The 18,898-nt window shown below is 66.8% G+C and carries 22 protein-coding genes; 10 read left to right on the top strand and 12 right to left on the bottom strand.

Annotation, left to right across the window (positions count from 1 at the left end; all coding sequences use genetic code 11):
* Positions 1–27: 27 nt before the first annotated feature.
* The 3 genes from tatC to ACW171_RS03420 are packed head-to-tail and all read right to left on the bottom strand — an operon-like array spanning position 28 to position 1,735.
* Positions 28–909: a twin-arginine translocase subunit TatC gene (tatC, locus tag ACW171_RS03430; protein ID WP_492095700.1), complete on the bottom strand. Its 882-nt coding sequence runs from the start codon at positions 907–909 to the stop codon at positions 28–30.
* Positions 906–1,499: a Sec-independent protein translocase protein TatB gene (gene tatB, locus ACW171_RS03425; protein ID WP_492095699.1), complete on the bottom strand. Its 594-nt coding sequence runs from the start codon at positions 1,497–1,499 to the stop codon at positions 906–908. The genes tatC and tatB overlap by 4 nt, the downstream gene beginning before the upstream one ends.
* Before the next feature lie 26 nt (positions 1,500–1,525).
* Complete coding sequence (locus ACW171_RS03420; protein WP_492095698.1) at positions 1,526–1,735, bottom strand: twin-arginine translocase TatA/TatE family subunit; 210 nt, start codon at positions 1,733–1,735, stop codon at positions 1,526–1,528.
* Positions 1,736–1,837: 102 nt separating this feature from the next.
* Here ACW171_RS03420 and rnhA point away from each other — a divergent pair, with 102 nt between their 5' ends.
* Both rnhA and ACW171_RS03410 read left to right on the top strand, forming a co-directional pair.
* Complete coding sequence (gene rnhA / locus ACW171_RS03415) at positions 1,838–2,284, top strand: ribonuclease HI (protein WP_492095697.1); 447 nt, start codon at positions 1,838–1,840, stop codon at positions 2,282–2,284.
* Between the two features lie 62 nt (positions 2,285–2,346).
* The gene (locus tag ACW171_RS03410) at positions 2,347–2,934 is read left to right on the top strand and encodes a hypothetical protein (protein WP_492095696.1); all 588 of its coding nucleotides are present in this window, start codon (positions 2,347–2,349) and stop codon (positions 2,932–2,934) included.
* Between the two features lie 4 nt (positions 2,935–2,938).
* Here the strand turns inward: ACW171_RS03410 and ACW171_RS03405 are convergent, their stop codons facing one another.
* The 4 genes from ACW171_RS03405 to ACW171_RS03390 all read right to left on the bottom strand — a co-directional run bounded on the left by ACW171_RS03405 (position 2,939) and on the right by ACW171_RS03390 (position 5,419).
* Positions 2,939–3,400 (bottom strand): NfeD family protein, encoded by a 462-nt coding sequence (locus ACW171_RS03405; RefSeq protein ID WP_492095695.1) that lies wholly within the window; start codon positions 3,398–3,400, stop codon positions 2,939–2,941.
* 14 nt (positions 3,401–3,414) lie between these two features.
* The gene (locus ACW171_RS03400; RefSeq protein WP_492095694.1) at positions 3,415–4,386 is read right to left on the bottom strand and encodes an SPFH domain-containing protein; all 972 of its coding nucleotides are present in this window, start codon (positions 4,384–4,386) and stop codon (positions 3,415–3,417) included.
* A gap of 110 nt (positions 4,387–4,496) precedes the next feature.
* Positions 4,497–4,865, bottom strand: a complete 369-nt coding sequence (locus tag ACW171_RS03395; protein ID WP_492095693.1) for a hypothetical protein — start codon at positions 4,863–4,865, stop codon at positions 4,497–4,499.
* A gap of 95 nt (positions 4,866–4,960) precedes the next feature.
* Positions 4,961–5,419: an NUDIX hydrolase gene (locus ACW171_RS03390; RefSeq protein ID WP_492095692.1), complete on the bottom strand. Its 459-nt coding sequence runs from the start codon at positions 5,417–5,419 to the stop codon at positions 4,961–4,963.
* Positions 5,420–5,480: 61 nt separating this feature from the next.
* On the opposite strand from ACW171_RS03390, the gene ACW171_RS03385 reads away from it, so the two are divergent.
* From ACW171_RS03385 to ACW171_RS03370, 4 genes are all read left to right on the top strand, one after another.
* Positions 5,481–6,887, top strand: coding sequence for an FAD-binding oxidoreductase (locus ACW171_RS03385; protein WP_492095691.1), 1,407 nt, complete (start codon positions 5,481–5,483; stop codon positions 6,885–6,887).
* A 45-nt stretch (positions 6,888–6,932) separates the two neighbouring features.
* Positions 6,933–7,706, top strand: a complete 774-nt coding sequence (gene yaaA / locus ACW171_RS03380; protein WP_492095690.1) for a peroxide stress protein YaaA — start codon at positions 6,933–6,935, stop codon at positions 7,704–7,706.
* 106 nt (positions 7,707–7,812) lie between these two features.
* Positions 7,813–8,664 carry a 3-hydroxybutyrate dehydrogenase gene (locus ACW171_RS03375; protein ID WP_492095689.1) on the top strand — a complete coding sequence of 284 codons (852 nt, stop codon included), beginning with the start codon at positions 7,813–7,815 and terminating at the stop codon, positions 8,662–8,664.
* 18 nt (positions 8,665–8,682) lie between these two features.
* Entirely contained in the window at positions 8,683–9,762 is a 1,080-nt protein-coding gene (locus ACW171_RS03370) for a patatin-like phospholipase family protein (protein WP_492095688.1), read from the top strand.
* Between the two features lie 116 nt (positions 9,763–9,878).
* Here ACW171_RS03370 and ACW171_RS03365 read toward each other — a convergent pair whose 3' ends face one another.
* From ACW171_RS03365 to ACW171_RS03355, 3 genes are read right to left on the bottom strand one after another with little or no spacing between them, the layout of a single operon-like run.
* Entirely contained in the window at positions 9,879–10,856 is a 978-nt protein-coding gene (locus ACW171_RS03365; RefSeq protein ID WP_492095687.1) for an L-threonylcarbamoyladenylate synthase, read from the bottom strand.
* The gene (locus ACW171_RS03360) at positions 10,790–11,356 is read right to left on the bottom strand and encodes a YceI family protein (protein ID WP_492095686.1); all 567 of its coding nucleotides are present in this window, start codon (positions 11,354–11,356) and stop codon (positions 10,790–10,792) included. Before ACW171_RS03360 ends, ACW171_RS03365 begins: the two co-directional genes overlap by 67 nt.
* Position 11,357: 1 nt before the next feature.
* Positions 11,358–11,909 (bottom strand): cytochrome b, encoded by a 552-nt coding sequence (locus ACW171_RS03355; protein ID WP_492095685.1) that lies wholly within the window; start codon positions 11,907–11,909, stop codon positions 11,358–11,360.
* 158 nt (positions 11,910–12,067) lie between these two features.
* On the opposite strand from ACW171_RS03355, the gene ACW171_RS03350 reads away from it, so the two are divergent.
* On the top strand, positions 12,068–13,852 hold the full coding sequence (locus ACW171_RS03350; protein WP_492095684.1) for an acyl-CoA dehydrogenase: 1,785 nt from the start codon (positions 12,068–12,070) through the stop codon (positions 13,850–13,852).
* A gap of 127 nt (positions 13,853–13,979) precedes the next feature.
* On the opposite strand, the gene ACW171_RS03345 is transcribed toward ACW171_RS03350, so the two are convergent.
* Positions 13,980–14,810, bottom strand: coding sequence for a trypsin-like serine peptidase (locus tag ACW171_RS03345; RefSeq protein WP_492095683.1), 831 nt, complete (start codon positions 14,808–14,810; stop codon positions 13,980–13,982).
* An 89-nt stretch (positions 14,811–14,899) separates the two neighbouring features.
* Between ACW171_RS03345 and ACW171_RS03340 the strand changes: the two genes are divergently transcribed.
* Both ACW171_RS03340 and ACW171_RS03335 read left to right on the top strand, forming a co-directional pair.
* Entirely contained in the window at positions 14,900–17,119 is a 2,220-nt protein-coding gene (locus ACW171_RS03340; RefSeq protein WP_492095682.1) for a S9 family peptidase, read from the top strand.
* The gene (locus ACW171_RS03335) at positions 17,116–17,709 is read left to right on the top strand and encodes a GNAT family N-acetyltransferase (protein ID WP_492095681.1); all 594 of its coding nucleotides are present in this window, start codon (positions 17,116–17,118) and stop codon (positions 17,707–17,709) included. The genes ACW171_RS03340 and ACW171_RS03335 overlap by 4 nt, the downstream gene beginning before the upstream one ends.
* Here the strand turns inward: ACW171_RS03335 and ACW171_RS03330 are convergent.
* Positions 17,636–18,103 carry a response regulator gene (locus tag ACW171_RS03330; protein ID WP_492095680.1) on the bottom strand — a complete coding sequence of 156 codons (468 nt, stop codon included), beginning with the start codon at positions 18,101–18,103 and terminating at the stop codon, positions 17,636–17,638. The two genes, ACW171_RS03335 and ACW171_RS03330, sit on opposite strands and share 74 nt — an antisense overlap.
* A gap of 118 nt (positions 18,104–18,221) precedes the next feature.
* On the opposite strand from ACW171_RS03330, the gene ACW171_RS03325 reads away from it, so the two are divergent.
* Positions 18,222–18,824: a sensor histidine kinase gene (locus ACW171_RS03325; protein WP_492095679.1), complete on the top strand. Its 603-nt coding sequence runs from the start codon at positions 18,222–18,224 to the stop codon at positions 18,822–18,824.
* Positions 18,825–18,898: the final 74 nt, after the last annotated feature.

Here is an 18,898-nt window from a genome sequence, read left to right as displayed (position 1 = left end):
TCGAGCAGAAACCCCGTATCCCAGCGCCTAGGCTGAAGCCAGCTGTTCGGCGTCCTCGTCCTTCTTGCGGCGCAATTCGATCAGCCGCACGCACCAGATCGAGATTTCGTAGAGGATGCACAGCGGCACGGCGAGCATCAGTTGGCTGATCGGGTCCGGCGGCGTCACGATGGCGGCCAGGACGACGACGGCCACGATGGCGTAGCGACGACCTTCTGCCATGAACTTTGAACTGATCAGACCCGCCAGCCCCAGCAAGGTCATCACGACCGGCAACTGGAAACAGAGGCCGAAGGCCAGAACCAGCGCCGTCACCAGGTTCAGATACTCCGACACCTTCGGCAGCAGGGCCACGGCCACCGTGTCCGAACTGATCTGCTGGCTGAGCGAGAACCACATCACGAACGGCAGCATCACGAAATAGACCAGCGACGCGCCCAGCAGGAACAACAGAGGCGAAGCCACCAGGAAGGGCAGGAAGGCGCCCTTCTCGTTGCGATACAGGCCCGGCGCCACGAACTGATAGAGCTGGAAGGCCAGCACCGGGAAGGCCAGGAAAACGGCTCCGAAGCCCGCCAGCTTCATCTTGGTGAAAAGGATCTCCAGCGGCGCGGTATAGATCAACTGGGCCGCCTCCTGCGTCGTCGCCGGCATCGGATGGATGCCCGCCGTGACCAGGATCAGGTCCAGCGGTGACACGCTGTGGCCCACCATGTTGGCGTGCAGCGCGCTGGCCGCCGCGAACGGCTTGACCAGGAACACATAGATCGGCCCGGCGAAGAAGAAGCACAGGATGAACGCCAGGCCGAACGCCACGACACAGGTCACCAGCCGCCCGCGCAGCTCGACCAGATGGTCCATCAACGGCGCCCGCGACGCCTCGATCTCGGCTTCGTCGCGGTTGGTCATTGAGCGACTTTAGGCTTGCGTGGCGCGCGCGGCTTCGCAGCCTTCGGCGTGGCGGCTTTGGTCTTCACTGACTTGGCCGCCGTGGGCTTGGCTGGAGTGGGCTTAACCGCAGCGGGCTTGGAGGCCGGCGTCGCGCTCGACTTGGTAGCGGCCGCACTCCTGGCTGCCGTCGCGCGCGGCTTGCGTGCCTTCAACGGCTTCACAGGCTCGATGACCGGTTCCGGGAACTCCGGCTGGTCCAGCATCACCGCGCGAGGCGGCGGCTCGACATAGGCGGGCTTCTCGAGCTCGTCCTTGATGTCCTTGAAGGCGGCGTTGGCCTCGTCGCCGAGGCGCACCATCCCCTGCCCGGCCGTGCTGGTGCCGTCCCTCAGGGCCTGGACCTCCTTGCGCAGGTCGTCCAATTCCGACTGTCGCGCCATCTCGTCGAAGCTGGAACGGAAGTCGTTGGCCATGCCGCGCGCCTTGGCGACCAGCTTGCCCAACTGGCGCAGCATTCCAGGCAGCCGCTCAGGTCCAACGACCAGAAGCGCCACGATGCCGATCACCAGATATTCGAGGCCCCCGATCCCGGGGCCGAGGCCGCCCATGCGTCAGGCTCTTTCGCGATCCGGACCTAGCGCTTCAGCTCTTCCTTTTCCGCGTCGGTACGCGGCAGGACGCCCGGCGCCTCTTCCTTCTTGTCCTCGTCCTTCAGGCCGTCCTTGAACGCCCGGATGCCCTTGGCGGCATCGCCCATCAGGTTCGAGATCTTGCCCTTGCCGCCGAAAAGCAGGGCGACCACGACGATGACGATGGCCCAATGCCAGATGCTGAAGCTGCCCACGAAGACTCTCCTCGAACGGGTCGAAAGCGACCCGCGTCAAACATACGGTCCCTATAGTCCAACGGATGGCGGCGCGCCAAGCGAACCTGTAAGCCCGCGAAAATGAGTCACGTCACCATCCACACCGACGGCGCCTGCAAGGGCAATCCTGGGCCCGGAGGCTGGGGCGCCATCCTGCAGGCGTCTGGCAAGACCAAGGAGCTGTGCGGCGGCGAGCCCCTGACCACCAACAACCGCATGGAGCTGACGGCCGCCATCATGGCGCTCGAGGCCCTGACGCGGCCCTGTCAGATCGACCTCCACACTGACAGCAAATACGTGATGGACGGCATCACCAACTGGATCCACGGCTGGAAGGCGCGGGGCTGGAAGACCGCGGATAAGAAGCCGGTCAAGAACGACGACCTGTGGAAGCGGCTGGACGTCGCCCGGGCGCGCCACGAGGTGAAGTGGCACTGGGTCAAGGGTCACGCCGGCCATGCGCTGAACGAACGCGCCGATCAGCTGGCCAATCTCGGCATCGACCGGATGCGCGCCGCCAGAACCTGACGGTTTCCGATTCGCCGAACCCTGGTGTTGCGACGGTGATTTGAATGGGCTGAGGTTCGCCCATGACCGATCAGACCCCGATTCTTCCCGAGCCTGCGGCCCCCCAAGGCAAGACCCAGCGGGTGTCCGTCGAGGGCACCATCGCCACCGTATCGGCGATCTCGGCGATCATCGTCGCCGTCGCATCCATGTTCACGGCGGTCCAGGCCCTGGACGTGTCACGCACCGCCGCCAAGCAGAAGATCTTCGAGACCCAGCTCTCGACCTGTCTTCAGTTCAGCGAACTGACCGCGCGCGCCGCCGCCGACAGCGAAACGGCCGCCGCCCTGACGGAGGGCGAGATCGATGACGAGACCCGCGCCGCGATCGAAACCAGCCTGGAGACCGGCGGCGCGCTGTCGACCTCGCTCTACCAACAGTACCTTCAGATGACGATGGTCTTCCCCGACGAGATCAGCGACGCGGCCTATGCGGCGCATGAGAAACGGATCGAGTTCTATAACGCCCAGGTCGAGGCGCTGAACTCGGGGGTGGTGACGCCCCAGACCGTCGCCACGCTTTCACGCATGGCCGGGGAAGAGACCGAGCTTTTGAACACCGCGTCGGGCGCCTGTCGCGACGAAGTCGGCGCCGTGGCCGGGATGAGCTGACCCGTCAGGCTTCGCGCCGGACTCTCAGCGAGGGGCCGTCCAGTCGGTCCACCACGACGCTGTCGCCGACCGGCGGGGCGTCCCCTTCGATCAGCGCGGCCCATTCGGCGCCGGAGACGAACACTCGGCCGCGGCCGTCCACGAACGGCTGCACCACCCGCGCCCTCTGACCGATCAGGCGCAGGTCACGGTCGTTGATGTCGGGGTGATCTTCAGGGTTCACCCGCTTGATCAAGCGACGGGACATGGCGGTGGCCAGGATCGTCAGCCCGGCGAAGATGCCCACCTCGACCGCCAGCCCCACCTGCAGGCCCAGCGCGGCCAAGACCGCCACGACGACGGCTGCGACCGCCGGCCACAACAGCCACTCCGTCGAGATGGCCGCCTCGATGGCCAAAAGAACCACGCCTACCGCTAGCCAGATCCAGAACGGCTGTGAGGCGTAGATGTCGAGAATGGCGTCCATCCCTGGGTCCCTCCCTACGCGGTCGGAGGCACGGACGCCCGGCTGGCGCGCGGCGGCGCTGCGGGGCTCGGCGGGTTCCGTTGCTGGTCCTTGGCCAGGCCGACCAGTTCGCCGATCCCTGCGATCGTACCGACCAGACTGCCCATCTCGGCCGGAACGATGACCGTCTTGGCGGTGGGGTTGCGCGCCAGTTCGGCGAAGGCCTCGACGTATTTCTGGGCCACGAAGTAGTTGATAGCGTTGACGTCGCCGCGCGCGATGGCTTCCGACACCATGGCGGTGGCCTTGGCCTCGGCCTCGGCGGCGCGTTCGCGGGCCTCTGCGTCGCGGAAGGCGGCCTCCTTGCGGCCCTCGGCCTCCAGGATCGCCGCCTGTTTGGCCCCTTCGGCCCGGGCGATGGCGGCCTGTTTCTCGCCCTCGGCCTCGGTGATGACGGCGCGGCGTTCGCGCTCGGCCTTCATCTGGCGGGCCATGGCGTTGGTGATGTCGACGGGCGGTGTCAGGTCCTTGATCTCGATCCGGTTGACCTTGACGCCCCACGGCTCGGTCGCTGCGTCGATCACGGTCAGCAGGCGCGAGTTGATGTTGTCCCGCTGGAACAGGACCTCATCGAGGTCCATCGACCCAACGACAGTCCGCAGGTTAGTCGAGCACAGCTGGGTGATCGCATAGGGCAGGTTCTCGACCCGATAGGCCGCGCTCGGCGCATCCATGACCTGGATGAAGACGATGGCGTCGACCTTCACCATGGCGTTGTCCTTGGTGATGACCTCCTGCTGGGGCACGTCCAGGACCTGCTCCATCATGTTCATCCGCCGGCCGATCCGCTCGACGAACGGAATCAGGATGCTGATCCCGGGCTTCAGGGTCTTGGTGTATTTCCCGAACCGCTCGACCGTCAGCTCACGTCCCTGGGGCACGATCTTGACGACGCTGAAGACGAAGATGACTGCGAAGACCAGCAGTACGATGGCGAAATAGGACATTCAGGACCCTCCTGGATGAAGGCTACCCCGCCCCGCCCGCTCGCGCCACAATCGAAAACGGCGGCCCCCCTCTCGGAAGCCGCCGCGTCGGTAAAGAGTGGGTCGAAAGACTACTCTTCCTCTTCCTCTTCCTCTTCTTCATCGCCGTCGCCCGGACCGTCTTCGTCCTCGACTTCGAAGCCGTCACCCGAGCAAAGGTCGACGCCCATCACTTCTTCGGTGTCGCCGTCCTCATAGGTGGCCTGGACGTCCTGAACGCAGTCGTCGCCGACATCGAAGGTGACTTCGACGCCGGCGCCCGGCGCGATTTCTTCATCGAGCAGGTTGTCGCCGAAGTCGTCCGACGACTCGCCCGAAATGGCCAGGCTGACGATTGCGACTTCGCCGTCGTTGGTGACGGTCATGGTGGCCTGCGCAATGGCGCTGGTGCCGAACATGAGAGCGACGGCCGAGGCCGCCACGAGCAGTTTGATATTCATCGGATATTTCCCCCGGGGCCGACGGGATGCCGGCCGTATCTAGAAGAACGGCTTCGGACAGAATCGTCGGCGCCGCCTGACGTCTACATGCGACATTAGGGCACAGGGTGGTGAGTGACGGGACCTGACGACGCCTCCAGAACCGCCAGCATCTGTTTCGCAAGGGCGATCACGCGCCGGGTCTCGCTCCAATCCACGCGGGCCATAGCGGTCTCCGCCGGCACGAAGGCGGCCTCGGCCGCGTCGTCCCCAGCGACCGGATCTCCGCCAGTCCATTCCGCGACATAGTCGATCAGCACATAGTGACGCCCGGCCTCCGGAAAAATTCCGTCCACCACGTCGATCAGCCCCAGAACACGGGCCTCGACCCCGGTTTCCTCGCGCAATTCGCGCAACGCCGCATCGACGGCGCGTTCTCCCGGCTCGATCCGTCCGCCCGGCAGACTCCATTCGCCGATGCGAGGCTGAGTGCCCCGTCGAATCAGCAGCACATCGTCGCCCTTGAAACAGACCACTCCGACAGCGGGCACGGGCATCAAACGGTAATCGCTCATCTTGCCACCCTACCGCCTGTTTGGGCTGGCGCGGACGGCGACGCTTTGAGAGAACGAGGACATGGCCTCCCCCTCCTCCTCCGCCCTCGACGAACTGAAAGCCGCGCTCAGCCCTTCCGGTTGGACAGAGGATCCGTTCGAGATCGCACCGTCGCTGACCGAATGGCGCAACAAGTGGCAAGGGAACACCCCGCTGATGCTGACGCCCGGCACGACGGCCGAGGTCGCTCGCGCGGTCGAGATCTGCGCTCGCCACGGTGTCGCTATCGTCCCCCAGGGCGGTGGTACGGGCCTAGTCGGGGGGCAGGTGCCGTTCGGCGAGGTCCTGCTGACCACCCGCCGCCTGCGCGCCGTGCGAGACGTCACTCCGCTGGACGATGCGATGACTCTAGAGGCCGGCGTCACCCTGCTCGAGGCCCAGCAACTGGCGGCCAAGGCCGATCGATTCTTCCCGCTCAGCCTAGCGGCTGAGGGCACGGCGACCATCGGCGGGGTCATCTCAACCAATGCGGGCGGCACGGCGGTCCTGCGGTACGGCATGATGCGCGATCTGGTGCTGGGGATTGAAGCCGTCATGCCGGATGGTCAGGTGTTCAATGGCCTGAAGCGACTGCGCAAGGACAACACCGGCTACGACCTGAAACAGCTGCTGATCGGCGCCGAGGGTACGCTCGGCGTGGTTACCGCCGCGACCCTGAAGCTGTTCCCGATCATGCGCAGCCGCGCCACGGCCGTGGTCGGTCTGGCCAGTGCCCACTCGGCGATCCAGCTGCTGGCCCGCGCCAAGGCAGAGACCGGCGGCGGGGTCGAAGCGTTCGAGCTGATGAAGCGGATCGGCGTCGAGTTCGCCCTGAAACACATCCCCGGGGTCCGCGAGCCGCTGGACAGCCTCCAGCCCTGGTACGTCCTGATCGAACTGACCTCGGGCGAGCCCGGCGCGGCCGAAGCCGGGATGGAGCGCATCCTGACCGCCGCCTTCGAGGAAGACCTGATCACCGACGCCGCCATAGCCCAGAACGAGACCCAGGTCCGCGCCTTCTGGAAGCTGCGCGAGGAACAGTCGGCGGCACAGCGCCCCGAGGGCGGTGGCTGGAAACACGACGTCTCCGTGCCCGTCAGCCGCATCGCCGACTTCCTCGACGAGGCCACGGCGGCCGTGGAAGCCTTCGAGCCAGGGGCCCGTGTGAGCGCCTTCGGCCATGTCGGCGACGGCAACATGCACTACGACATCCTGTGCCCGCCGGGCGGAGATCTTCAGGCCTTCCTCGGGCGCTGGGAGGCGGGCTCCCAGGTGGTTCACGACGTCGTCGCTAGGTACGAGGGCTCGATATCGGCCGAACACGGCTTGGGCCGCCTCAAGACCGAAGAGGCTCGCCGCTACAAGACGCCGCTGGAAATCGCGACCATGCAGGCCATCCGCAAGGCGATCGATCCCCAGCGGATCATGAATCCGGCGGTCCTGTTCTAGGCTCGGCGCTTCAAACCGTCGCCGAACCCGACTAAACCGCGCGCCATGTTGATCGTACTCTCGCCTGCCAAGCGCCTGGATTTCACCGAGCCATCCTCGGACACCCCGGCGACGCATCGCCGTTTCGTGGAGGACACGGCCTCCCTTTCGAAGACCGCCCGAAATCAGACCCAGGCCGATCTGCGTCGCCTGATGGGTATTTCAGCGGATCTGGCCAAGCTCAACCAGGCCCGTTTCAAGGCCTTCGAGCCCGAGGCGCTGGACGCAGGCATCCAGGCCGCCTTCGCCTTCGACGGCGACGTCTACCAGGGGCTGGAGGCGCGCACGCTCGACAAGGCGGGGCTGACGTTCGCCCAGGAGCACCTCCGCATCCTGTCGGGCCTGTACGGCCTGCTGCGTCCGCTGGACCGGATTCAGCCCTACCGACTGGAGATGGGGACGCGACTGAAGACCCGGCGCGGGTCCAGCCTCTATGACTTCTGGGGCGACCGGATCTCGAAACAGCTGAACGACGACGCCGAGGGGCAGAAGGACCCGACGCTGATCAATTTGGCCAGCCAGGAGTATTTCGGCGCGGTCGACGCCAAGGCGCTGAAGCTGCCGGTCATCACGCCCAACTTCCGCGAGGAAAAGGACGGCGAGAGCCGCATCATCTCCTTCTTCGCCAAGAAGGCGCGCGGGACCATGGCGCGGTTCGCCATCGATGAGCGGATCGAACGCGCCGAGGATCTGAAGGCGTTCGACCGCGACGGCTACAGCTTCAACAAGGGGCTTTCGACGGACACGGACTGGATATTCACCAGGACTGGAAATTCCTGACGGCGGGTCGATTTCGCAGTCGCGAAGAGCTAGGCTCGCCTCAAACCAGAGACCCCGTAACCGCCTGACAGGCGCCGGCAGGGGCAACAGCGAGAGTGAACGACCCATGTTCCAATGGCCCGGCAAGAAGGACGGCGGCTCGGAGACCGAGCGCCCCGTCTATCGCGATCCCAACGACCTGAAGGGTCAGGTGGCCGTCATCTCCGGCTCGACCTCGGGCATCGGCCTTGCCCTGGCACGCGCGGTGGCCTCGCGAGGCGGCGACGTCGTCTTGAACGGTCTGGGCGATCCGTCCGAGATCGAACGCACCCGGTCGGAGTTGGAGGCCAGTTGCGGCGTCCGCGTTCGCTACCACGCTGCCAACATGCTCAAGGGCGACGAGGTCGGCGACATGGTCGCCTTCGCCAAGCATCAGCTCGGCCGGCTGGACATCCTGGTCAACAACGCCGGCATCCAGCATGTGGAGGCGGTCGAGAAATTCCCGTCCGACCAGTGGGAGAAGATCATCGCGATCAACCTCTCCTCGACCTTCTACGCCACCCGCGCCGCCATACCGATCATGAAGGCGCAAGGGCGCGGGCGGATCGTCAACATCGCCTCGGCCCACGGTCTGGTCGCCTCACCGTTCAAGTCGGCCTATGTCGCGGCCAAGCACGGCGTCCTGGGCTTCACCAAGACGGTGGCGCTGGAAGTCGCGCAGGACAACATCACCTGCAACGCCATCTGCCCCGGCTTCGTCGAGACGCCGATCGTCGAGAAGCAGATCGCCGATCAGGCCCGCACGCGCGGCATGTCCAAGGAAGCGGTGCTGAAGGACGTGATCCTGGGCTCCCAGCCGACCAAGCGGTTCGTCACCACTGACGAGCTGGCCGGGATCTTCCTCTATCTGGTGTCGGACCTGGGGGCCTCGGCCAACGGGGCCAGCTTCTCGATCGACGGCGGCTGGACCGCTCAATAGGACGAAGGCCGGGGGAAGATGGCGCTATTCAAACGCAGGTCGACCCCGGCGCCCGCCCAGGCTGAGCCGGCCGTCGCGGGGCGGCGTCCCATCTCCCTGGCGCTTCAAGGTGGCGGCGCGCATGGCGCGTTCCAGTGGGGCGTGTTGGACCGGCTGCTGGAAGCCGACGTCCTCGACATCCGGGCCGTCACCGCCTCGTCCGCCGGCGCCATGAACGGCGCGGCCCTGGTCTCGGGGCTGGCCACGGGCGGACCGGAGGGCGCCCGTCAGGCGCTGGACAAGCTGTGGCGCGAGACCAATCAGTCGGGCGGCAAGAACGTCTTCGGCGACACCTCGATCTGGTCCAACGCCATGCAGCCCGCCTGGCTGAAGGACTCGGCGCTATGGCGCGCGTCGGAGACCCTGGCGATGTCGATGTCGCCCTATGAATTCAACCCGTTCAACCACAACCCGCTGAAGCGGGTTCTGCAGGCCGCGATCGATTTCGAGGCCGTGCGGGCCTCGGACGTGAAGTTCTTCGTCGCCGCAACGGCCGTTCGACACGCCAAGAGCCGGGTCTTCACCTCGGCCGAGATCACGGATCAGGTCCTGCTGGCCTCAGCCTGCCTGCCACACCTGTTCCAGGCGGTCGAGATCGAAGGGGAACCCTATTGGGACGGCGGCTACCTGGCCAATCCGCCGCTGTGGCCCCTGTTCTATCAGGACACGCCCGACGACGTTCTGCTGATCACCCTCAACGCCTTCGAGCGGGCGGACACGCCGAAGGCGGCGGGCGACATCATGGATCGGCTCAACGAGGTCGTCTTCAACGCGCCTCTGGTGGCCGAACTGCGCGCCGTGGCCTTCGTCCAGGAACTGATCGAGGGCGGGCGTCTGACCCCGTCCGCACGCGACCAGTATCGCCACATCCTGATGCACGCGATCGAGGCGGACGGCTGGCTGGGAGACCTTTCGCTGGGATCCAAGTTCAACACCGAATGGACCTTCCTCAACGATCTGAAGACGCGCGGCCGAGCGGCCGCCGACGAGTGGCTGGCGACCTGCGCGGGCGAGGTTGGGGTCAGGTCGAGTGTCGATCTGCAGGCGCGGTTCGGCTGATCGACCGGCGTTCGCACTTTGGACTCGGAAGAACCGAGTCCAGTGAGTCCAACTGAAGGCAGTCAGAGCCTTGGGGCGACAAGCTGAGATCGGACAGGAAGAAAACGGGGCCGAGTCTAACCGACGAAGCCCGCTGCACGCTTCAGGCGGTCATTGATCGCCTCGCCAAGACCGACGGCGGGGATGGCGGCGACGGCGATGCCGACAGGGGTTTCACGGTCCGCCTCGCGTAGCAGACGGAACAGGTTGGCGGCGGCTTCGCGGAGGTCCCCGGCGCGGCTGAGGCTCCAGCGTTCGGCGCCCACGCCCGGTCCGAATCCGAGGAAGATTTCGCCCTCTCCGCCCTCTTTCGCATCGAGGCGCACCGGGGCAGAAGGGGCGTAGTGGCGGGTCAGGCGGCCGGGCGACCGATGGCCTTCACCCGAGCCGTCCAGCGGGCCGATCAGGGCCTCGATCTCTTCGCGGGTCACCGAGCCGGGGCGCAACAGGGAGACGCGCCCATCCAGCACCGAGACGACCGTGCTCTCGACCCCGACGGCGCACGGCCCTCCGTCCAGCGCGGCGGCCGCGAAGGCCCCCGTTTCTTCGATCGCATCGGCGTGGGTGGTGGGACTGGGCCGTCCCGACCGGTTGGCGGACGGGGCGACCACAGGCCCGCCGAAGGCGTCCAACACCGCCCTGGCCCTGGCGTGGCCCGGCACCCGAACGGCCACACTGTCCAGCCCGGCTCGCGCCAGATCGCTGACCACCACCCTGTCCCGGCAGGGTGCGACGATCGTCAGAGGTCCCGGCCAGAAGGCCTCGGCCAGAGTGCGCGCCGCCGCGTCGAACACGGCGATCCGCTCGGCGGCCACGGCGTCGGCGACGTGGGAAATCAGCGGGTTGAAGCGTGGTCTTCCCTTGGCTTCGAAGATTTTCGCCACCGCTGCGGCGTTGCTCGCGTCAGCCGCCAGCCCATAGACGGTCTCCGTGGGGAAGATAACCAGGTCACCGGCCCTCAAGGCCGCGACCGCACCCTCGACGCCGCTCAGCTCGCCGCGCGCGTCGCCAGGGACACGTCCACCCTCACCTGTCGTCCGATCAGTCCGTTCCACGGTCCACGCGTCCCAATGCCGAAGGCCGCCCGATCCAGCGAGAAGCCGCCCGTCATCTGCGCCGTCCGCCCATCGCTGCGCAAGGTGGTGGGGAAGGTCACCGGCCGGGTGATCCCCTTCATGGTGATGTCCGCATGGGCGGTGAACCGGGATCCGCCGGCCGGTTCCAGCCCGGTCAGGCGAAAGGCGATGCGCGGATAGCGGCCGCTGTCCAGAAACCCCGCCCCAGCCGCCGTGGCCGTCAGGCGAGCGTCCTCCATCGTCAGCGAGGCCGACTGAACCTCGATGGCGACCTGAGCCGTCTCGGGCCTGTCCGGATCGAACCGGATGTCGCCGCTCCAGCGCGTGAACCGCCCCGTGCGCTGTCCGACCGGCGTCCCGACCCGGAGGGTTATGGCCGAATCAGCCGGCACCACGAGCCACCGCTCGACATCCGCCCGGCTCGCGCCCGTGGACAGACAGGCCGCCCCGATCAGCAGTGCGATCAGGACGACGCGCATCTCAGGGCCTGCGGGGGATCAGCGGGATCATCCGGTGCAGGACGTTGTCCCGATCGACGAACTGATGCTTCAGAGCCGCCAGAACGTGAATCGCCAGAAGGACATACAAGGCCTTCACCGCCGCCTCATGCATATCCATGAGGGTCCCGGCGAGATCGCGGTTCTGTTCCACGGGCAGCAGCGGCCAGTTGAACAGGCCGAACCAAGAGACGTCTCGCCCGCCCGCGCTCGACGCCGCCCAGCCGAACAGCGGAATGCCGATCAGCAGCACGTAGAACAGCACATGCGTCGCCTTGGCCGCGAACTTCTGCCAGTCCGGCGTCCCGGCCGGCGCAGGCAGGGCGGGGTTGGCGATCCGCCAGCCGATTCGGGCCAGGGTCAGCACCAGGACTGTCAGACCCAAGGCCTTGTGGATCTGGACAAACTCGCGAGAGATCGGCCCATCCGTCGCCTCGTGCGCGGTGATCAGCAACACCTGCGCCAGCACCAGAAGCGCCAGCCCCCAGTGAAAGGCCAGGGACACGGTCGAATAGCGATTTCTAGGCTCGGCCATCTGGGTTTCCCGCATCGTCATCCGACGACAGATTGGCGCCGCGAACGACGCAGGCCAAGCGATCCCTTGCCTGACGCGACGGCATCGTCGCAAGAAGATCTCATCTACAATGTGACGGCTGCGAAAAGACGCGCAGCCCGTTCGCCGGAGACCTCCCCATGACCTATCGCGCGCCCGTCCGGGACATCGCTTTCAGCCTGACCGCCATCGCCGGCATCGAGGACGTCGCCGCGACCGGCGCCTTTCCCGACTATGACGCCGACGTCATGGGCGCCGTACTGGAAGCCGCAGGTCAGTTCTCGGAAGGGGTCCTGGCGCCGCTGAACCGTCCGGGGGATCTGGCCGGCTCGAAATACGCGAACGGCGCCGTGACGGCCGCTCCGGGCTTCGTCGACGCCTATCGCCAGTTCGCCGAGGGCGGCTGGACGGGTTTGACCGCCTCGGTCGAGGCTGGGGGGCAGGCCTTGCCCAAGGCGCTGGAGCTGGCGGCCTATGAGACGGTGCAGTCGGCCAACATGGCCTTCGCCCTGTGCCCCATGCTGTCGCTGGCGGCCATCGAGGCGCTCGAACAGGTCGGGACCGAGCACCAGAAGGCGACCTATCTGCCGAAGCTCGTCTCCGGGGAATGGACGGGAGCCATGGTGCTGACAGAGCCGGGCGCGGGTTCGGACCTGGGCGCCCTGACGTCGACCGCGACGCCGAACGGCGACGGCACCTATGCCCTGAACGGCCAGAAGATCTACATCACCTGGGGCGACCACGACGCAACGCCGAACATCGTCCACCTGGTGCTGGCCCGCCTGCCAGACGCGCCTCCGGGACCCAAGGGCATCAGCCTGTTCCTGGCCTCCAAGTTCGAGGTGAAGGACGACGGCTCGCTGGGCGGCCGCAACGATTTCCGTCCCGTCGGCGTCGAGCACAAGCTGGGCATCCACGCCTCGCCCACCTGCGTGATGAGCTACGAGGGGGCGCGCGCCGAGCTGGTCGGTCAGCCGAACCAGGGCCTGGCCCATATGTTCGTCATGATGAACAACGCCCGCCTGGCCGTCGGCGTCCAGGGCGTCGGCGTGGCCGAGGGGGCCTATCAGCACGCCCTGGCCTATGCGCTGGAGCGCCGTCAGGGCCGCTCGATCTGGACCGGAGAAGCCAATGCTCCGATCATCGATCACCCGGATATCCGCCGCACCCTGGCGGTCATGAAGGCCAAGATCGAAGCCGCGCGAGCCCTATGTTTCGCCACCGGCGTCGCCGCCGACCTGGCCCAGCACGCCGCGACCAAGGAAGACCGCAGGAAGTGGAAGGGCCGCGAGGACCTGTTCGTGCCGATCGCCAAGGCCTGGGGCACCAATGTGGGCTGCGACGTCGCCTCCGACGGGGTCCAGATCCATGGCGGCATGGGCTTCATCGAGGAGACCGGGGCGGCCCAGTACTATCGCGACGCCCGCATCACCCCGATCTACGAAGGCACCAACGGTATCCAGGCCATGGACCTGGTCGGTCGCAAACTGTCGCAGGACGGCGGAGCCTCGGCTAAGGCCGTCATCGCCGAGATGAAGGCGACGCTGAAGGACCTCGGCGCGATCTACACCGGCAAGCCGGTCGAGCGCTTCGCCGCCGCCATCGGCGCGGTCGAGGACGCGACCCTGTGGCTGCTGGACGCCAAGTCCGACGCCGCGCGGGGCGCCGATGTGCTGGCGGCGGCCGACGCCTATCTGAAACTGCTGGGCGATGTCGTCGGCGGCTGGATGCTGGCCAAGGGGGCTCTGGCCGCCAGGGCTCGTCTCGACGCCGGAGACGGCGATCCGGCGTGGTTGCAGGGCAAGATGGATCTCTACGAGGTCTATGCCGCCAACATCCTGGGCCATGCCTCCAGCCGCCTTGCAGCGGTGGGTCAGGGCGGAGATTTGCTGTCGCGGATCAGCCGGGAAGCGCTGGGGGCGTAAGACTCCCTCTCCCGGCGGGAGAGGGCTTGAGCGCACGACGGCGCAGCCGGAGTTCTGGCGCGAAAGGGTGAGGGGTTGGCCTTGATCGGTGAGGGCTACCCCTCACCCTTTCGGCCAAGGCGCATCGCTATCGCTCTGCGGGCCTCAAGCCCTCTCCCGCCGGGAGAGGGGCGTCGAGGAGTCGGATCGCCTCTCGGACGAAGACCGCGTGGGTGACCACGCCGATCTCGAGCTGTTCATCGTTCACGCGCACCTCCTGGCTCAGCAGGCCGGCGATGAAGGCCGTCTCGGGCTCGGCCGTGCCGGGGCGTTTGCGCGCGCTGGGCGTCCAGAATACCGGCCCGCCCGAGTTGCCGGGGAAGACGGTGAAATCGAGCAGGAAGGTCGGGAAGGCGCTGACCGGCGACAGCGGGTAGGAGGCGATCCGTCCCACCCTCAGGATCGGAAAACCGGCCCGGTTCGCCGACAGACCGCGCGGAAAGCCCAGGGACAGGAGCTCGTCTCCCGGTCCCACGTCATAGGCGTCGAAGGAATTCTCGTCCGCCAGCCAGCCCAGTGGGATGGCCGCCCGGGCGAAGGCTTCGGGCGCCTGCACCTCCATGACCGCCACGTCATGCTCGGTATGCTGCGTCCATAACGGATGGCCCTCGGGGTCGCGGATCGTCAGGGGCTCGGGATCGAAACGCCAGGTCCCGTCACCCAGCGCCGTGCGCCAGCCGATGCGGGCGTCGGCGTCGTCCATCCGCTCCAGAACGTGGGCGGCGGTGACCAGGACGATGCGCGGCGTTCCGTCCGGCTTCGGAGCCTGGATCAGGAAGCCCGTCCCGACGGTCCGCGTATTCGGCCCCGAGGGCTGGTCCAGCTGCACCGTGGCGTCGATCAGACCGACCGTCAGATCCCAGACATGGGCGACGACGGGCGGCGGGGCTGCGTCCTGTGCGGACGGGACTTCGATCATGGGCTGGCTTTCGTGGTGCGCGAGCCCATTTGACGGGGCCCATGCCTGTCGCACAAGCTGCGCCGGTAACCTACAGGGGACCGACGCAGATGAACCGCCGCGAATTCGTCGCCACGACCGCCGCATCGGCGCTCGTCGCCGCCGCCACACCCGCCCTCGCCCGTTCCCCCGGAGCCCAGATGTCGCCCACCCCTCCCGTCGCCAAGAAGATCCCCGTCGTCATCGAACAGCTGGGGCGCACGCGCACCGACGACTATCAGTGGATGAAGGACGACAACTGGCAGGCCGTCCTGCGCGACCCGACCCTGATCAAGGCCGACGTCAAGGAACACCTGGAGGCCGAGAACGCCTATCGCGAAGCCATGCTGGCCTCGACGCTGCCGCTGCAGGCCCAGATGTTCGAGGAGATGAAGGGGCGCATCAAGGAGGACGATTCCTCGGTCCCCTCGCCCGACGGCCCGTGGGAGTATTTCACCGAGTATCGGACCGGCGACCAGCATCCCCGCTACATGCGCGTCGAGCGCCAGGGGACCTGGATCGAAGACGGCCAGCCGGTGACGAAGAACTTCGTCGTCGCCCCGACGCCTCAGTTGCTGCTCGACTGCAACGCGCTGGCCGAGGGCAAGGCCTATTCGGAGGTCTCGGCGGTCGAGCACAGCCCCGACCACGCCCTGTTCGCCTATGCCGAAGACGCGCAAGGGTCGGAGGTCCACCGCATCTACGTCAAGGATCTGGCGACCGGCGAGGTCCTGCCCGACGTGATCCAGTCGGCGACCGGGAACTTCACCTTCTCGCCCTGCTCGCGCTGGATCTTCTGGACCAACCGCGACGACAACGGCCGGCCCGACAAGATCTTCCGTCGGCCGGCGCGCGGGGGCGAAATCACCCTCGTCTACGAGGAAGCCGACGACGGCATGTTCATGGGGGTCGAGCGCACCTCGGACGACGCCTTCATCGTCATCTCGATCCAGAACCAGGAGACATCGGAGGCCCGCTACATCTCCGGCCTGCAGCCGACCGACATGCCGCTGGTGCTGGCCGAGCGGGAGGTGGCCGTCCGCTACGACGTCGATCACTGGCAGGATCGCTGGGTCATCCGCACCAACGCCGACGACGCCATCGACTTCAAGATCGTCCAGGCCCCGACGGAACAGCCCGCACGTTCCGGCTGGCAGGATCTGGTCCCCCACACGCCGGGCCGCTTCATCGAGGGCGTCGCCCTGGTGAAGAGCTTCATCGCCCGTCAGGAACGCGCCGACGCCAATACGAAGATCGTGATCCGCAGCCGTGCCGGCGACGAGCACGAGATCGCCGTCGACGAACCCGCCTACACCCTGTCGCTGGCCGGGGCGTCGGAGTTCGAGACGACGACGATGCGTTATGGCTACAACTCGCCGTCGACCCCGACCTCGACCTACGACTACGACCTGCTCACGCGCGAGCGGGTGCTGCGGAAGGTCCAGGAGGTCCCGTCGGGCCACGACCCCGCCGACTATGTCGTCGAGCGACTGAACGCCCGCGCCACCGACGGCGAGATGGTGCCGGTCACCGTCCTGCGTCGCCGTTCGACGCCCGTCGACGGCTCCGCGCCGCTGCTGCTTTATGGCTATGGCTCCTACGGCATCCCGATGTCGGCCAGCTTCTCTACGGGTCGGCTGTCGCTGGTCGATCGCGGCTGGATCTACGCCATAGCCCATATCCGGGGCGGTTCCGACAAAGGCTGGGGCTGGTTCCTGGATGGGCGCAAGTTCACCAAGAAGAACACCTTCACCGACTTCACCGCCGCCGCCGACCACCTGATCGCCCAGAACTATGCGCGCGCCGGCAACATCGTGGCCCAGGGCGGGTCCGCCGGCGGTCTGCTGATGGGGGCGGTCGCCAATATGAGGCCCGAGCTCTGGGCCGGCGTCATCGGTCAGGTGCCGTTCGTGGACGTGATCAACACCATGTCGGACGTGAGCCTGCCGCTCACCCCGCCCGAATGGCCTGAGTGGGGCAATCCGATCGAGGACGTGGAGGCCTACGACTACATCGCCAGCTACAGCCCCTACGACAACGTCGAGGCCAAGGCCTATCCGGCGATCCTGGCGACCGGCGGCCTGTCCGATCCGCGCGTGACCTACTGGGAGCCCGAGAAATGGGTCGCCAAGCTGCGACCCGCGACGACCTCAGGCAAACCTGTCCTGTTGAAGATCAACATGGAGGCCGGACACGGCGGCGCGTCCGGCCGGTTCGACTATCTGAAGGAAGTCGCTCACGACTACGCCTTCGCGGTCTGGGCGATCGACAAGGGGTGGGAGACGGCGTGATCCGCGAGGCGACCGCCGCCGACCTTCCCGCCATCACGGCCCTGTACGGCCGCGAGGTGCTGACCGGCACGGCGACGTTCGAACTGGACCCGCCGTCGCTTGAGGCCATGACCGGGCGCTTCGAGGCCGTTCGCGCCAAGAGCCTGCCGTGGCTGGTCGCCGAGATCGACGGGGCCTTCGCCGGCTACGCCTATGCCTCGCCGTTTCGGCCGCGCCCGGCCTATCGCTTCGCCGTGGAGAGCTCAATCTATATCGAGGAGACCGCCAGAGGTCGTGGGATCGGCCGCGCCCTGCTGTCGGCACTGATCGATCGCGCCCGAGATTTGGGGTTACGCCATATCATCGGGGCCATCAGCGACAGCGCGACGAGCCAGGCGTCGATTGCTCTGCACGAAGGCCACGGCTTCTCGGAGGCCGGGACTTATCATCAAGTGGGTTGGAAGTTCGACCGCTGGATCGACGTGCATCTGATGCAGTTGGACTTGGATCCGGTCGGCGCTCCCCCGGCAGAGCCGGTCAGTGCGGGGCGATGTCCGCCGGCGGCGTGGTCAGCCACGGCGCCAGGCGGAATCGCCTCGGCGGATCGGTGACGGTCCGGGTCAGGATGAAGCGGCGCGCGAAGGCCACGACGGCCTTGATCGTCTGCTCATCGAATGGCTTGGACACCGCGCCCAAGGCGCCGGCGAACCCGTCGGGTATCTGTTCGGGGTTGGCCGTCAGGAAGACGACCGCCGTGCCATATTCGCTGACCAGCCGGTGGGCGATCTGGGGGCCTGTCAGCCCGTCGAGCAAGTTGACATCGACGAGGGCCAGCATCGGCCGCTCGCGTTCAGCGATCTCGAAGGCGCTGGTACGATCCATCGCGCAGCCGACCACGTCGCAGCCCGCGTCGCCGAGCACGAGCTCCAGTTCCATCGCAAGGATGGCCTGGTCCTCCACGATCATGACCCGAAGGTCAGACGCCTGTTGCAAAGTGATCCCCACCGGAACTCCGACGCTCGTAAGGTTACTCTGTCGGTTACCGGACAGTCGAAACGCGTGCTTGGCGAAATGGTTCGCGGCAGGCTATCAAAATCTTCGATTTCTGCGCCTCGGGGGGCGAATGACCGCTGACGCGGAAGAACGGATTGCCGAACTAGAGCGGCGTGTGATCGGTGGATACCAGCTGCTTCAGGCGCTGGTGGGGATTCGGCTGCGCAGTGTGCAGGATCCCGAAAGCCGTCGCCATCTGACCTGGCTGAGCGATGTGGTCGCGGCCATGGGTCTGATCAATCGGCGCATCGTCGAAACCGGGTCGGTCGATTTCGCCGCCTATCTGGAGGACGCCGCCGGGTTCTGGCGGCGGAACTGCGAGGGACGCGGCGTACGGATCGATCTGCGCGCCGCGCCGACAGCCCTGTCCGAGACCCACGCCGTGCCGCTGGCGATCATCGTGCACGAGCTGATGTCGAACGCCGTCAGGCACGCCTTCCCCGACGACCGTCGCGGCTCGATCGCCATCGCCTATTCGCGAGCGAACGATGGCGTGAGCCTGGTGGTGCGGGATTCGGGAATTGGGTCGGACGATCTGATGAAGGGCGACGGCCTGGCGCTCGTTGAAGGCCTCGTCGCCCATCTCGGCGGCGCGTTCGCGGTCGAAACGGCGGCAGGGGCCGGGGTCGGCATTCGCATCCGGCTGCCGATCAGGCCTGACACGACGCACTGAATCTCCATTCAGAACGCACAAAAGCCGCGTCGGGGATCGCCCTGCGCGGCTTTTTTCTACGCTTGTCGTGGAAG

The sequence above is a fragment of the Brevundimonas sp. FV1ye28 genome, from assembly GCF_058681135.1.
This window is presented reverse-complemented; position numbering and strand designations above follow the sequence as displayed.

Coding starts and splice junctions, on each gene's coding strand:
- tatC (WP_492095700.1), bottom strand. CDS start 909: ATGACCAACCGCGACGAAGCCGAGATCGAGGCGTCGCGGGCGCCGTTG.
- tatB (WP_492095699.1), bottom strand. CDS start 1,499: ATGGGCGGCCTCGGCCCCGGGATCGGGGGCCTCGAATATCTGGTGATC.
- rnhA (WP_492095697.1), top strand. CDS start 1,838: ATGAGTCACGTCACCATCCACACCGACGGCGCCTGCAAGGGCAATCCT.
- ACW171_RS03410 (WP_492095696.1), top strand. CDS start 2,347: ATGACCGATCAGACCCCGATTCTTCCCGAGCCTGCGGCCCCCCAAGGC.
- ACW171_RS03405 (WP_492095695.1), bottom strand. CDS start 3,400: ATGGACGCCATTCTCGACATCTACGCCTCACAGCCGTTCTGGATCTGG.
- ACW171_RS03400 (WP_492095694.1), bottom strand. CDS start 4,386: ATGTCCTATTTCGCCATCGTACTGCTGGTCTTCGCAGTCATCTTCGTC.
- ACW171_RS03395 (WP_492095693.1), bottom strand. CDS start 4,865: ATGAATATCAAACTGCTCGTGGCGGCCTCGGCCGTCGCTCTCATGTTC.
- ACW171_RS03390 (WP_492095692.1), bottom strand. CDS start 5,419: ATGAGCGATTACCGTTTGATGCCCGTGCCCGCTGTCGGAGTGGTCTGT.
- ACW171_RS03385 (WP_492095691.1), top strand. CDS start 5,481: ATGGCCTCCCCCTCCTCCTCCGCCCTCGACGAACTGAAAGCCGCGCTC.
- yaaA (WP_492095690.1), top strand. CDS start 6,933: ATGTTGATCGTACTCTCGCCTGCCAAGCGCCTGGATTTCACCGAGCCA.
- ACW171_RS03375 (WP_492095689.1), top strand. CDS start 7,813: ATGTTCCAATGGCCCGGCAAGAAGGACGGCGGCTCGGAGACCGAGCGC.
- ACW171_RS03370 (WP_492095688.1), top strand. CDS start 8,683: ATGGCGCTATTCAAACGCAGGTCGACCCCGGCGCCCGCCCAGGCTGAG.
- ACW171_RS03360 (WP_492095686.1), bottom strand. CDS start 11,356: ATGCGCGTCGTCCTGATCGCACTGCTGATCGGGGCGGCCTGTCTGTCC.
- ACW171_RS03355 (WP_492095685.1), bottom strand. CDS start 11,909: ATGGCCGAGCCTAGAAATCGCTATTCGACCGTGTCCCTGGCCTTTCAC.
- ACW171_RS03350 (WP_492095684.1), top strand. CDS start 12,068: ATGACCTATCGCGCGCCCGTCCGGGACATCGCTTTCAGCCTGACCGCC.
- ACW171_RS03345 (WP_492095683.1), bottom strand. CDS start 14,810: ATGATCGAAGTCCCGTCCGCACAGGACGCAGCCCCGCCGCCCGTCGTC.
- ACW171_RS03340 (WP_492095682.1), top strand. CDS start 14,900: ATGAACCGCCGCGAATTCGTCGCCACGACCGCCGCATCGGCGCTCGTC.
- ACW171_RS03325 (WP_492095679.1), top strand. CDS start 18,222: ATGACCGCTGACGCGGAAGAACGGATTGCCGAACTAGAGCGGCGTGTG.